Annotated in this window: 14 protein-coding genes; 4 read left to right on the top strand and 10 right to left on the bottom strand. The window is 47.1% G+C overall.

Annotated features, from left to right (window positions below; genetic code table 11):
* Nucleotides 1–378 precede the first annotated feature (378 nt).
* From ACI3EW_RS01125 to ACI3EW_RS01080, 10 genes are all read right to left on the bottom strand, one after another.
* Complete coding sequence (locus ACI3EW_RS01125; protein ID WP_015552243.1) at nucleotides 379–591, bottom strand: cold-shock protein; 213 nt, start codon at nucleotides 589–591, stop codon at nucleotides 379–381.
* A 350-nt stretch (nucleotides 592–941) separates the two neighbouring features.
* Complete coding sequence (gene malQ / locus ACI3EW_RS01120) at nucleotides 942–2441, bottom strand: 4-alpha-glucanotransferase (RefSeq protein ID WP_329752595.1); 1500 nt, start codon at nucleotides 2439–2441, stop codon at nucleotides 942–944.
* 191 nt (nucleotides 2442–2632) lie between these two features.
* Entirely contained in the window at nucleotides 2633–3457 is an 825-nt protein-coding gene (locus ACI3EW_RS01115; RefSeq protein WP_405578744.1) for a hypothetical protein, read from the bottom strand.
* Between the two features lie 288 nt (nucleotides 3458–3745).
* The gene (locus tag ACI3EW_RS01110; protein WP_405578747.1) at nucleotides 3746–4432 is read right to left on the bottom strand and encodes a YjjG family noncanonical pyrimidine nucleotidase; all 687 of its coding nucleotides are present in this window, start codon (nucleotides 4430–4432) and stop codon (nucleotides 3746–3748) included.
* A gap of 149 nt (nucleotides 4433–4581) precedes the next feature.
* Nucleotides 4582–5856: a dihydroorotase gene (locus ACI3EW_RS01105; protein ID WP_405578750.1), complete on the bottom strand. Its 1275-nt coding sequence runs from the start codon at nucleotides 5854–5856 to the stop codon at nucleotides 4582–4584.
* 133 nt (nucleotides 5857–5989) lie between these two features.
* On the bottom strand, nucleotides 5990–6364 hold the full coding sequence (locus tag ACI3EW_RS01100; protein ID WP_015552238.1) for a VOC family protein: 375 nt from the start codon (nucleotides 6362–6364) through the stop codon (nucleotides 5990–5992).
* A gap of 33 nt (nucleotides 6365–6397) precedes the next feature.
* The gene (locus ACI3EW_RS01095) at nucleotides 6398–7663 is read right to left on the bottom strand and encodes a hypothetical protein (RefSeq protein WP_405578753.1); all 1266 of its coding nucleotides are present in this window, start codon (nucleotides 7661–7663) and stop codon (nucleotides 6398–6400) included.
* Nucleotides 7635–8330, bottom strand: coding sequence for an MBL fold metallo-hydrolase (locus tag ACI3EW_RS01090; RefSeq protein ID WP_405578756.1), 696 nt, complete (start codon nucleotides 8328–8330; stop codon nucleotides 7635–7637). Before ACI3EW_RS01090 ends, ACI3EW_RS01095 begins: the two co-directional genes overlap by 29 nt.
* 3 nt (nucleotides 8331–8333) lie before the next feature.
* Nucleotides 8334–8723 carry a zinc ribbon domain-containing protein gene (locus tag ACI3EW_RS01085; RefSeq protein WP_405578759.1) on the bottom strand — a complete coding sequence of 130 codons (390 nt, stop codon included), beginning with the start codon at nucleotides 8721–8723 and terminating at the stop codon, nucleotides 8334–8336.
* Between the two features lie 23 nt (nucleotides 8724–8746).
* Nucleotides 8747–9376, bottom strand: coding sequence for a lactate utilization protein (locus tag ACI3EW_RS01080; RefSeq protein ID WP_405578762.1), 630 nt, complete (start codon nucleotides 9374–9376; stop codon nucleotides 8747–8749).
* A gap of 306 nt (nucleotides 9377–9682) precedes the next feature.
* On the opposite strand from ACI3EW_RS01080, the gene ACI3EW_RS01075 reads away from it, so the two are divergent.
* The 4 genes from ACI3EW_RS01075 (at nucleotide 9683) to ACI3EW_RS01060 (ending at nucleotide 12599) form a co-directional block, all read left to right on the top strand.
* Nucleotides 9683–9922 (top strand): hypothetical protein, encoded by a 240-nt coding sequence (locus ACI3EW_RS01075; RefSeq protein WP_405578765.1) that lies wholly within the window; start codon nucleotides 9683–9685, stop codon nucleotides 9920–9922.
* Between the two features lie 173 nt (nucleotides 9923–10095).
* Nucleotides 10096–10485, top strand: a complete 390-nt coding sequence (locus ACI3EW_RS01070; RefSeq protein WP_021905862.1) for a thioesterase family protein — start codon at nucleotides 10096–10098, stop codon at nucleotides 10483–10485.
* Nucleotides 10486–10648: 163 nt separating this feature from the next.
* On the top strand, nucleotides 10649–11563 hold the full coding sequence (locus tag ACI3EW_RS01065; protein ID WP_215702570.1) for a DNA-3-methyladenine glycosylase family protein: 915 nt from the start codon (nucleotides 10649–10651) through the stop codon (nucleotides 11561–11563).
* A gap of 418 nt (nucleotides 11564–11981) precedes the next feature.
* Nucleotides 11982–12599 carry a TetR/AcrR family transcriptional regulator gene (locus tag ACI3EW_RS01060; protein WP_015553531.1) on the top strand — a complete coding sequence of 206 codons (618 nt, stop codon included), beginning with the start codon at nucleotides 11982–11984 and terminating at the stop codon, nucleotides 12597–12599.
* Nucleotides 12600–12627 lie beyond the last annotated feature (28 nt).

The raw sequence follows: 12627 nt of genomic DNA, 5'->3' as shown, positions 1-12627 counted from the left end.
AGATCGATATATCCGGGCATAATCAAAATGGCAACTGTCCACAAATCATAAAATCAAGCCGAGCAGTTACCAAAGTCCTTCTTATTCTATTAGGAAATGCCGCATTTTGCAAGGCTTTTCTTGAAAAAAGCCTGTTTTAGGGGGAAATTTTATAGAGGTGCAGAAATTTCTATCATAAAAAGAATATGCCCTGGCACATTCTCACGCCGAGCGCGGTCGCCTGCGACATCCTTCATCTTCACGCGAGCGCGCATCTTAGGCATGCAATGCCTTTTTATTTAACAGGAAGTTCCATCGGAATTTCCTGTTAAACAAACAAAAAACCGCCGCTCCGGATATTCCCGGAACGGCAGCTCTTTGTTTTCTCTTTTATTCGAATTAGAGTTTAACTACGTTAACAGCGCGAAGCTTCTTGCTGTTCTTCGGATCCTGCTCTGTGTCGAAAGTAACCTTCTGGCCCTCTTCAAGAGTCTTGAAGCCGTCGCCTACGATTGCGGAGAAGTGTACGAATACGTCGTCGCCGCCGTTGTCGTTGGAGATGAATCCGTAGCCTTTCTCAGAATTGAACCACTTAACTGTACCGTTGTTCATTTTGGTACCTCCATAAAAAATTGAATTTTTCCGTACTAAGCCCTACTGGAAATCTCCACACATCGCTGATGGTCTTTATTTCAAAAAACTCACATGCTTTTGTAATTCATCGTATCGCGCAAATGACTTACAAAAACATGTGAGTTCAATAGTGCATCGGAATTAACTTAACAATATCACAATTCCGGTCCGGTGTCAATCGAATTTCCAAGAAACGGGCGGTCTGTTTTCCCCTTACAAACCGCCCGTTTTTCCTTATTTTCCGGCACTGTACCGCGTACGGCACACATCTGTTGTTATCGACAAAAGCCGACTCTGTCACTCGGTATTTTTGTCCTGTGACCGCACCGTCAGAACCGTCCAAATGTATCCACAAGCCATGAAAGATGGTTGATGTGATCCTGGTTCAGTTCGCCCGGTTTCATTCTCCATCTCCAGTTGTTTCCAACTGTTCCCGGAGTGTTCATTCTCGCCCAGTTGTCCAGTTTCAGGATATCCTGAGCCTGGAAGATGACAACACTCGCGACAGACGCATAGGCGGTCTTCAGGACCTTGTCTACGACCTCATGCTGATGGGAGACGCCCATGTAATCCGCAATGTACTGTAATTCCCACCACTGGCGCTCTTCCGGCTTAAAATAGCCCACCAGAGTCTCATTGTCGTGGGTTCCGCCGTAAACGACAGAATTCGGAGAGTACATATGCGGGAGATGCTCGTTGAAGCGGTCACCGCTGAATGCAAACTCGATGATCTTCATTCCCGGATAGCCGGTCTCCTCGAGAAGTTCCTTGACTTCCGGAACAAAGATCCCGAGGTCCTCCGCGATGATCTTCGTGTCCCCGATGACCATGTTGATCGCATCCGTGAGTTTCTTTCCCGGTCCCTTTAACCATTCTCCGGTCTTTCCATCCTCGGAACCGGCCGGGATCGCGTAATACTGGGTCACGCCGATAAAGTGGTCGATGCGGACTACATCATACAGGCGGGCGGACGCTTTCATACGCTCCTTCCACCATGCAAAATCTGTCTTTTCCTGGACATCCCAGCGGTACAGCGGGTTGCCCCAGAGCTGTCCCGTCTCACTGAAGGCATCCGGCGGAACTCCGGCAACCTTGAGCGGAGTCAGGTTTTCCTCGTCCAGAAGGAATAATTCCGGATGTGTCCAGACGTCCGCACTGTCAAGCGCCACATAGATCGGAATATCACCGATGATGGAGATTCCCTGTTCATTCGCGTATGTGCGGAGTTTTCCCCACTGCTGGTAAAACTTATACTGCAGGAATTTCCAGAAGTCGATCTCGTCCTTTAACTCCTCACGGTAGGACTCCACTGCCTCTTTTTTGCGGAAGCGGATGTCTTCCGGCCAGGCCAGCCATTCTTTATTATCAAAATGGAACTTTAGTGCCATGTAGAACGCGTAATCGTTCAGCCAGTACCAGCTGTCCATGCAGAACTTCTCGTAGCCCTGTTCCTCCCGGTACTCACTTCTCGCATACGCTTTTTTAAGCAGCGGGAAACGGTACCAGAACACTGCATCATATGCCACCTGGGTCGGATTATCGCCCCAGTAGCAGGCGTTGATCTCATCCTGTGTGAGAAGTCCCTCTTTCACCAGTGTGTCCAGATCGATAAAATACGGATTCCCCGCAAACGCGGAAAACGACTGATACGGGCTGTCCCCGTAGCTTGTCGGTCCGACCGGCAGAACCTGCCAGTATTTCTGTCTTGCCTTCTTCAAAAAGTCCACAAACTCATAGGCCGCACTGCCAAATGTACCGATTCCATACGGTGACGGCAAACTTGACACCGGCATTAAAATTCCGGCTCCGCGCTCCAGCATTGTCTTCATATGTGTATCCCCTTCTGTCCGGCAGATCCCCGCCGGTTTGTCTTTTACCATTCAGCATTTTACCGTCCATAACGGCTCACAGCCCGGCACATATTATGCGCAGGGCTGTTGCTGATTTCTTCTGTATCGTCCACCTTCTACACTCCGCTGTTCATGCCATGCGCAGACAGCAGCAGAAACTTTCTGGTGAATTAACGATTCTTCTTGATTCTCTCGTCGTTTTCAAGGACTTTCTTCGCGATCATGATAAAGTGGAGCTTGAAGTTATCCTCTGTATCATTTACGTCAAGTCCGGTGTTGATGCGGACCATATTTAAGCTTGTCTTTACATCATCCTCAGACATTCCGAGCTGTCTTGCAGTCTCAGCGATGTCCTCTTTGCATTTGTAGTATTTCGCGAGAACCCGCTTCTCAGTCTCACCGAGCTGTTTTAATACGGTTCTGGTAAGGCGGTCACCGAAGTTTACAACCATCTGGTTGATGCTGCTGTAAATCTCCATACCCATGTATTCAAGGATCACACGGTCTTTCTTGAAGATCTCGCCGGCCTTTACCGCATCCTGGGCATTGCTGTATGTATGCTTGATTCCCTTGATTCCACTCTCGATCGTACCGATGCCGACGCGGATCTTTCTGTCAGAGTTGATCTTTTCTACCTGTTCAAGGGCTGTCTCCTTGATCTGCGGGATCAGGTCACGCATTGCGGATTTATCCTTCATGACCAGGATCACACAGTCACCGCTGTCACATGTGATGATCTGCTTTCCACCGATCTTTCTGTTGATATCGGAGAGAGCGATGATCGCGTTTGCAGCGTCTGTGAGCTTCTCACGGTCTTCCGGTTTTACGTTCATATCAGACGGATACTGGAAAGATACCGCCATAAAGGTGTCCATATCCACGTCGAAACCAAGCTGTCTTCCAAACTGTTTTACCAGATCCTCGTCCTCGTAATATCCGATCACGATGTCGTTAAAGTAAGCTGATAATGTGATATCTGTCGTGTTCTTGTTCATGAAATACACCCCTCATTTCTATATATTCGCCGCCGCTCTTTCTGTCCCTTCACCGGATCCGTATGCGGCGGACAATGCTCTCCGGGAAAGCTTAATTATAAGAAAAATCCTCGTATTTGTCAAGATGTCTGACAATGTTTCTCAGTATTGCTATGACTTTTTGCAATTTTGAAAGGTACCAGCATTAAAACCAGCCTTCAAAATGATTTTCCATGGATTTTATCTCATTCCAGACGCTTTTAGTTTACATAACTTTTCAAAAAATTGCCTGCTGCTGTCTTTCCGAAATTAACTCAGCATCTCACCTATCTTTTCCAACGTATCCGCCTCGTAATCCACATGCACCCCGGCCGTGTTCTCCTGGTGGTGCGGATTGTACCACAGAGTATCGATTCCGGCATTGTTTCCTCCACGGATGTCAGAAGTCAGGGAGTCACCGATGATCAGCATGTTCTCCACATCGTTTCTGCCCATCTTTTCAAAGCAGTAATCAAAATACTCCTGCTGCGGTTTCTGGTATCCGGATTCCTCGGAAACGTAGATTCCCTGAAACAGCTTGTCCAGGCCTGCTGCCGCGAGACGTTTATACTGGGTCTCAGCGACACCGTTTGTAACGATATGAAGCTCATAGCGATCCTTTAAGCCGTTGAGAAGATCCATAACACCGTCCAGAAGGAACGCGCTCTCATTTAATGTCTGGCGATACAAACTGTCGACCTCCGCGCCGTTTACCCTGATTCCAAAGTCACCGAAGAAGTCCTCAAATCGCAGGCTTAACACCTGCTCTCTCGTGATCTCCCCGCGCTCTAACTTCTGCCAGTAGCTTTTGTTCAGATGGTGGTACTTCTGCACGTTCTCCTCTGTAGCCGGTACGCCAAAGTGGGTAAGTACCCGCTCGATGCCGATCCTCTCTGCCTTGTCGAAGTCCAGAAGTGTTCCATCCACATCAAAAAGAAGCACCTGGTATTTTTTCATGACTTGTTTTCTCCTGTTCTTTATTTCTCACAATTCTTAGCTTTGCCTCCTCCTGCATTGCTGAAAACAGCTGCACTCCCCAGCTCCCAGCCCCAACCGGATTCTCTGAGTCTTATCAGCCCGATGCCAGGGAGCTCTGCTGTATGTTCTTAATCCTTGTATACAATCTTTCCACCGCAGATCGTATACTTCACACGTCCGAAAAGTTTTGTTCCGATAAACGGCGTGTTGTGGGACTTGGATGCGATCTCATCGTCTGTGACGGTCCACTCCTCGTCCTCGTTGAAGATCACGATATCGGCATCTCCGCCCTCTGCGAGGTATCCTTTATCAAAGTGATACAACTTCGCCGGGTTTACGCACATCTTCTCGACAAGCTGCATGGTGGTCAGATGGCCTTTCTTCACAAGCTCTGTCACAGCAAGTCCGAGAGCGGTCTCAAGACCGATGATTCCGCTCGGCGCTTTCCATACCGGGAGAACTGCCTTTTCCTCCATGCTGTGCGGTGCATGGTCTGTGGCGATCATATCGATGGAGCCGTCCTTGATTCCCTCAATGATCCCCGCGCGGTCCTTCGCGGTCCTGAGCGGCGGGTTCATCTTCGCCATAGCGCCGTGTTCGAGCACTGCCGTCTCATCTAATGTAAAGTGATGCGGTGTAACCTCCGCTGTCACATCTGCTCCCAGCTCTTTTGCGAGCTTCACAGCCTTTACGGATGTGGCGGAGCTGATATGCTGGATATTGACTGACGCGCCTGTGTGCAGGGCGATCATGCAGTCACGGGCCACGAGAGAATCCTCAGCAAGTGCCGGGGAACCTGTGATTCCAAGCTCTTTTGCGACAGCCCCGGCGTTGATTCCGTTCTCGGAGATGAATGCCGGGTCTTCCTCATGGAAGCTCAGCGGTACATTTAACTCTTTCGCCTTCTTCATGGCCTCGTAGACGAGTTTCTCGTTCATCAGCGGGATTCCATCGTCTGTGAATCCAACGGCTCCTGCTGCCTTTAAAGCGTCCATATCCGTGAGCTCCTGACCCTTCATTCCAACAGAAACGCATGCGGCAGGAAGAACATTGATCCCTGTCTTCTTTCCTTCTTCGATGATATATTTTACGGTCTCCACATTGTCTACCGGCGGTTTTGTATTTGCCATGGTGACAACCGTTGTGTATCCGCCTTTTTTCGCTGCGGCGGAACCTGTCTGGATATCCTCTTTGTATGTAAGTCCCGGATCACGGAAGTGAACATGGACGTCAATGAGGCCCGGCGCTACGACACAGCCGTCTGCATCGATCACCTGCTCATAGCTTCCGTCATCTTCCACTTTTCCGATGGTCTTTATCTTTCCGCCATCAATGACAACGTCCAGAACCTCGTCTGTATTGCTCTTTGCGTCTACTACACGCCCGTTTTTAATCAGAATCATCTTAGCTCCTCCTGTTTTATCTGTTTCTATGTTTCCTATCCCTGACCGGCTGCTATTTTTCCAGTGAGAACAGTTTCCGTCATCTCTGCCTGATGTGTGAATTTTTCATATATCTGGCTGTCGGACCTTTTCATTATTTTCTTGTCGGCACGATCTCCAGCCAGTAATTATCCGGATCTGTGATAAAGTAGATCCCCATCTTCTCATTTTCAAAGCAAATGCATCCCATCTCTTTGTGCTTTGCGTGAGCCGCCTCGAAATCATCTACCCGGAATGCAAGATGGAACTCGTTGTCTCCAAGATCATAGTGATCTTTCTCCCAGTCCCTGAGCCATGTGAGCTCTAACTGGTGCGGTGTCACGCCGTCTCCGAGGTATACCAGGATAAAGCTCCCGTCCGCCGCTTCTTTTCTTCTTACTTCCTTTAATCCAAGAGCTTCCTCATAGAATTTTAAGGACTTGTCAAGATCTGTGACATTAAAATTGTTATGCGCAAATGTGAATTTCATGGTGTTCTCCTCTCAATTTATATTTGTTTCACATTACGATGTCGGGGACAAAAGAATCCCTGTATAATTATGCAAAATGTCATCCGGCTGGATTGCGTCCGATACCATAGAAATTGCAAGCTTATACTCTGTTCCCTCTTCGCCAATTGAGCCATGTACCGGTACATACCGGTCAAAGCAGACATTTTGTTTTTTCTTTGTTGTGACAATTAGAGCAACGTACTCTTCCGTTGTCAGAAGCTTGTAGTAAACATCTTCTTCCGGAAATGTATTTCTCGCCCGGTCGATCATATCTGCATAGCTGTAACTTTCTGATCCATCAGCAGGACCGGGCCTTTTTCCGTTGATTGCAGCCTGCAGTTTTTCTAAAACAGCTGCCGTCCTTGCCTCATTTTTCCTTTGTTCGATTTCTGACGCAATACTCACCTGCAGTGAAATGATCAGTATGATTCCTGTCATGCCAGCTATAGTCGTCAACCATACAGCGATTATCTTTGATTTCTTTTTCTTCTCTTCCTCTCTTGTAAGCCGGGTACAAGAAAATTTTTTTACAAAGGATGGCTGATTTTTATTTCCGTAAGCAATAATGGCATCTATCGTGTCATATCCCTCTTCAACACTGTACTTTCTCCAGACAGCATGCTCTGAATAAAACTTTTCCAGCCTATCGTAGAAACGCAGGAACCATCCCGTGTACCGCTTCCTTCGAATGAAAAATACGCTGATTCCGCCAATAAGAATCGTAAAATATCCGACTCCTATCACCCCGTAATAAAGGCCTTCTATTTTCGATACCTGTTTTTCCGGCAGTATGGCAAGGAAATGATACTCACCATCCGTTTCCTTCTCCCAGTATGTCTGAAGCCTGTTTCCGTAAGAATACTGTACCGGATCCATTCCAAGTTCGGCAAGTGTATACTGTACATGCTCACCTTTATTTGGATCTTTCAGACGCAATGACTGTCCATCTTCCTGTACAACTGCGATGACATTCTTTTTTCCTGTGAGTTTATAGCCCGTTATGCTCTGAAAAGGATCATACAGCCCAGCGCCGAAAAACCATATCAATGATAAGATCATATAAATAACGAATAGTGTTATGAGTTCTTTCCACACGTTATATTTCAATGACTTCTCTATCATTTCTTTTTCGTACTCAGGAATTCCAGGTAATGTAATATACCAGGAAGCAAACCGTTCTCTTTTCGCTTCTTCATCCATCACTTTCCCGATATTCATTGAGGTCGCAAGCTGCATTTTATTCCCCCTCTCAGATTTCCCAGCCTTCTCCCTCTTCATGGATCTCAACGATCCTGTCACGGTATCCCGCCGAACACGGCATTTTTTTCAGCCGCTCCGCCACATCGTATTCCCCCCAGAAGTGCATCGGGAAAATATGTTTCGCGTCGACTTCCTTCACGAAATCATCGATTCCCAAGTAAAAATATTCACCGAGTCTCGGATCCAGCGGTAAAAACGCAATATCCGCCGTCCGCCCATGCATCTTCGAGATCTCTTTCTGATACGCTTTCGCCATATTCTTATTCCACTGCGAATCTTCCCCATCCCAGTACCAGTGATTCAGGTCGCCTGCATGGTAGATCTCCAGACCATCCACACTGCACCAGAACGCGACGCCCTCATCCGTGGACTTAAATCCCTCGACCTTCAGCGTTCCATCATCCAGCACCTGCCCCGGATTTAAAAATTCTGTCTTTCCTTTACAAGATTCCGGAACCCGCTTACTCCAGATATCAAATGCCAGAATATAATGGATCTTCGGATGTTTCTCCTCCAGTTCAAAGATCACCTTTGAAAAATGATCCGGATGTCTGTGGCTGGCGAACACATAAAGCGGCTTCTTCTCTGAAAGCTCCGGTAGATTTCCCTGAAAATAGTCAAACAACAGATATACCGATTCCGTCTCCACAAGAAATGCGCTGTGATGAATGTATGTGATCTTCATGTCTTAAAACCTCTTTCCGCACTTCGGGCAATATTCAAAATTTTCCTTCGTCTCATAGCCACAGTTTGAACACCGCTTCACCGGCACCTCCCAGGCCGGGGCATCATGCCCCTCGGAGACAAGGATAAGGTCTTCCTCCCGGATCGGCACATCCTCTCCCGCGGCGATCCGCTTTCCGACTTCCTCGTCCAGCTGGTAAACGGTCCCGCAGCAGCTTGTCTTCACATAATATTTCCGTCCCCATTTGAAGATCGGAATAAAGAAAAAGGACAGGCACATATAGGTCATAAACACCTGATACCGTCCATATCTCCCGCAGCGGCCACAGATCATCGCCGCCGCGTTATAAACCAGTTCTTTTGTCCCCTGAGTAATTCCGCCAATAAAAAACATTGGGTTCCTCCAGTAATCTTATTTTAATAGCCTAAATTTTCCCCAACGATCACAACCTTGATCCGTCCGTCATATCGGGATCTCCGTGTAACAACGATCGAACAGCACATACAGTCGGGGGACTGGCAGTCCATGCAGACTCCCTTTACACCACATGGCGTTTTCCGGCCGGTAGCATCTGCAATGATCGGACAAGCCTGCGTCTGGATACGGTCGATCCCATCCTCAATACTCCGCACTATCTTATTCATTCCGACAACAATAATCACCTGCTTTGGTCCATGGATCAGACAGGCCACACGGTTTCCCGCACCGTCAATATTGACCAGTTCACCTTTTACAGTGATCGCATTCGTTCCCATAAGGAAACAGTCCGCACTGCAGGAGCCGAGATATGACGGATTTCCCATCGTCTCTTTATCTTTCATCGGGTAATCCCGCATCTCATGCCCGAATTTTTCCAATTCAGCCAGGATTCCCAGCTCCCGGATCGATGCCGAGCCGCCCCAGCCGATGGAAGCACCGGGTTCGATCAGCGAGAGGACCGTTTCCACTGCCGCTTTCTTATCCCGGCAATAGATCCCCTCCATGTTTCTTTTTTTCAAATTACAAATGACATTTTCGGCCATCCGTTTTTTTGCGTCCTCCAGCATTGTATCTCGCTCCTTTACAACTGCTGACCATCGTTTTGCCGATGCTTCGCATTCCAGATCGGCAAAATCCACCGCTGTATTGGGCAGAATTTTCAGTTCGGAAAATTCCGATCCGTATACAGCAACCACTTTCTCAGTGCTAATTGTAGCATACTATTCCCATATCTTGCAATTCCTGCTCAAATATTTTATACTGGAATTCATCCGCATGCTACTGTTCGTGCCTTGCGCAAACAGTGGCATCGGCGTCCATTTGACCCGCTGCGTGACTATCCGAAACACAATTTTAGGAAAGAGGAAAATATTTTGAGTATAAATCCAATGATGTTTCTGCAGTTCAAAAGCTCCTGGCAGACCTTTACCAGAAATCATCCGAAATTCCCGGCTTTCTGGCGTGCGGTCTACAAACATGGCATTCAGGAAAACATGATCATCGAATTTAAAGTTATCGAACCGGACGGAAAGGAACTTGCCTCCAACATCCGCGTGACAAAATCCGATCTGGAGCTTTTTGAGAATCTGAAAAAAATGATCACAAACCAGTAAGTCTTTTTCTTGCAATTCGTGTACGAGTATTCTATACTTTATATGTCAGTGTCAGGCAGGAAAACGCCGCGCTGACCACACTTTCCCGGTTTAAATCCCGGATCTTCGCTGTCACTGTCAGGATCTCCGGTATTGTAAACTGTGGTATTCATTTAATCATGGAGGACAAACTTATGCTGGAAACTGGAATAAAAGGAAGACAGGAAGTTGTTGTCTCTGACGCAAACTCCGCAAAAACAATGGGAAGCGGCACACTCGACGTGTTCGCGACACCGGCTATGACCGCTTTAATGGAAAAGACTGCCTGGATGAGCGTTGCTGATCAGCTCGACGAGGGCTGCGGTACCGTGGGTACACTCTTAAACGTAACACACGACGCACCGACACCGCTTGGAATGACCGTATGGTGTGAGACTGAACTTGTCGAGGTCGACGGACGCCGTCTCGTATTCGATGTTGCCGCTTATGATGCCAAAGGAAAAATCGGCGGAGGCCGCCACGAGCGCTTCATTATCCAGAACGAGAAGTTTCAGGCGAAAGCGAATAAGAAGGCTGAGCAGTAATTTTTCTTCCGCCAGACTGAAATATGCAATTCATTTTTACCACCCGCTGGAATTTCCTGCCGGGTGGTATTTTTGATACCTGCAGTTCCCGCACTTTGCATGGAACTTCGAATACTTTCCCACTTTATCCGGGAACTATTTCATACATCTTTATGGAGACTTTATGATCACAAAAGCTTTAAAAAACTTCAACATCCGCCAGATTGCCGACTCCGGTCAGTGTTTCCGCATGGTTCCGTGTGATCCGAATCGTTCACAGACGGCTTACCGGGTTATCAGCGGCAGACATTTTCTCATCATAGAACAGCATGGAGATGAGGTGACTTTCCACTGTCCAAATGATGAGTTCGCATTCTGGGAACATTATTTTGACCTTGAGACGGATTATGATGCTTATATCCGGGCGATCGATCCGATGGATGATTATCTCTCGAAGGCGGCAGCTTTCGGCAATGGGATACGGATCCTGAATCAGGATCTCTGGGAGATGATCATTACGTTTATTATCTCACAGCAGAAAACGATCCCTGCGATCCGGGCACTGGTGGAAGCGCTGAGCGAAAAATATGGGACACGACATAAAATTCCCCCGACTGTCTCTGGATACTATTATGCTTTTCCAACCCCTGAAGAGTTAAACCGTGCCTCTCTGGATGATCTTCTCGCCTTAAAGCTCGGCTACCGCGCCAAGTACATCAAGCGGACCTGCGAGGACATCTGCTCCGGAAAGCTGGATCTTGACCGCCTGCGAGGGATGAACTATGCGGACTCCATGGAAGCTCTTCTTTCCTGCTATGGAATCGGCGTCAAGGTTGCCAACTGCATCTGCCTCTTCGGCCTTCACCATATCGGTGCTTTCCCGGTGGACACCTGGATCAAAAAGATCCTGCTGCGGGAGTACGCCCCGAAAAGCCACTGTACCGGACATGTCCCGGAAACGCGGCTCTGCGAGGCGCTGATCGCGGAGAACTTCTCGAAATATCCGGGATTTGCAGGTGTGCTGCAGCAGTATATCTTCTTTTATGAGAGAGAATTTTCGCAAAAAAATACTGCAGGATACGAACGGAATCAAATATAACAGGTGATTCCATCGAAATTTCCTGGTGAATAAAAAGCCACCGGAAAGGTCGTCACTCATAAAACAGCATAGAGTTGTTTTCGAGAAACGGCACAGCTTCGGCTATGCCGTTTCTCCGTTTTACAGGTCAGCGAGCAAGGACGCGGGGAGTATTCCCACAAGGTCATAGGATATTTGCACGTTCCGTTTTCTATTTTCCATTCGCAGTTCTCCTTTCACTACCTACAACACCGCAGGAGGCGGTTTTGCCAAAGTTTCAGAGAAAGGTTTTTCAAAAAGTTTTCTCACTTCTTAATACGGAGAAAATCGAAAAATGCCAATTCTATAATGCAAAATTTTCAAACTATTGACAAAGCTCCCTCTTTACTGTATCATATAACAGTGATATATAACGATGTTATATGAGAGGAGTGAGTTAATGAATGAAGTAGAGCAGACGACATTACACTTAATTCTTTCAGCCGCCATGCAAGAATTTCTTGAAAAAGGCTTTAAGTCCGCTTCTTTGCGGAATATTGTCAAGACGGCGGGCGTGACAACTGGGGCGTTTTATGGTTACTATGACAGCAAGGAAGAATTATTTGAAGCGTTAGTCGGCGAACATTACAACTTTCTATTAGATTGCTTTCGCAAGGCGCAAAAAGAATTTGCAGAAATCCCGCCAGAGGAGCAGCCTGACAATCTTACCTCTACTTCCGGCGAGTGTATGTATGAAATGCTTTTGTACGCCTATGAACACTTGAATGAATTTAAGCTCATTCTTTGTTGTTCCGAGGGAACGCGCTTTTCAAAGCTGATTGACGAAATGGTGGAAATAGAAACAAATGCAACACATGATTATTTAATAGTTCTTGAAAAGCTCGGCAGACCTGCCCCACCCATTGATGAACGGTTGGAGCATATCTTAATCACAGGAATGTTCAACACTTTTTTTGAATTGATTATACATGAAATGCCGCTTGAAGAAGCAAAGCATTATCTAAAAGAAATGAGAGCCTTTTACACCGCAGGGTGGATGAAAATTATGGGGCAATAAGCCCTATAATTTTTACATGCAAGTTAGT

Source organism: Pilosibacter rotomagensis (genome assembly GCF_045062245.2).
In the GTDB taxonomy this organism is placed as follows: domain Bacteria; phylum Bacillota; class Clostridia; order Lachnospirales; family Lachnospiraceae; genus Pilosibacter.
The sequence above is the reverse complement of the archived record's forward strand: the minus strand, read 5'-3'. Positions and strand labels throughout refer to the sequence as shown.

Excerpts from the sequence above, each read along its gene's own strand:
- ACI3EW_RS01125 (WP_015552243.1), bottom strand. The coding sequence starts at position 591 with ATGAACAACGGTACAGTTAAGTGGTTCAATTCTGAGAAAGGCTACGGA.
- malQ (WP_329752595.1), bottom strand. The coding sequence starts at position 2,441 with ATGAAGACAATGCTGGAGCGCGGAGCCGGAATTTTAATGCCGGTGTCA.
- ACI3EW_RS01115 (WP_405578744.1), bottom strand. The coding sequence starts at position 3,457 with ATGAACAAGAACACGACAGATATCACATTATCAGCTTACTTTAACGAC.
- ACI3EW_RS01110 (WP_405578747.1), bottom strand. The coding sequence starts at position 4,432 with ATGAAAAAATACCAGGTGCTTCTTTTTGATGTGGATGGAACACTTCTG.
- ACI3EW_RS01105 (WP_405578750.1), bottom strand. The coding sequence starts at position 5,856 with ATGATTCTGATTAAAAACGGGCGTGTAGTAGACGCAAAGAGCAATACA.
- ACI3EW_RS01100 (WP_015552238.1), bottom strand. The coding sequence starts at position 6,364 with ATGAAATTCACATTTGCGCATAACAATTTTAATGTCACAGATCTTGAC.
- ACI3EW_RS01095 (WP_405578753.1), bottom strand. The coding sequence starts at position 7,663 with ATGAAGAGGGAGAAGGCTGGGAAATCTGAGAGGGGGAATAAAATGCAG.
- ACI3EW_RS01090 (WP_405578756.1), bottom strand. The coding sequence starts at position 8,330 with ATGAAGATCACATACATTCATCACAGCGCATTTCTTGTGGAGACGGAA.
- ACI3EW_RS01085 (WP_405578759.1), bottom strand. The coding sequence starts at position 8,723 with ATGTTTTTTATTGGCGGAATTACTCAGGGGACAAAAGAACTGGTTTAT.
- ACI3EW_RS01080 (WP_405578762.1), bottom strand. The coding sequence starts at position 9,376 with ATGCTGGAGGACGCAAAAAAACGGATGGCCGAAAATGTCATTTGTAAT.
- ACI3EW_RS01070 (WP_021905862.1), top strand. The coding sequence starts at position 10,096 with ATGCTGGAAACTGGAATAAAAGGAAGACAGGAAGTTGTTGTCTCTGAC.
- ACI3EW_RS01065 (WP_215702570.1), top strand. The coding sequence starts at position 10,649 with ATGATCACAAAAGCTTTAAAAAACTTCAACATCCGCCAGATTGCCGAC.
- ACI3EW_RS01060 (WP_015553531.1), top strand. The coding sequence starts at position 11,982 with ATGAATGAAGTAGAGCAGACGACATTACACTTAATTCTTTCAGCCGCC.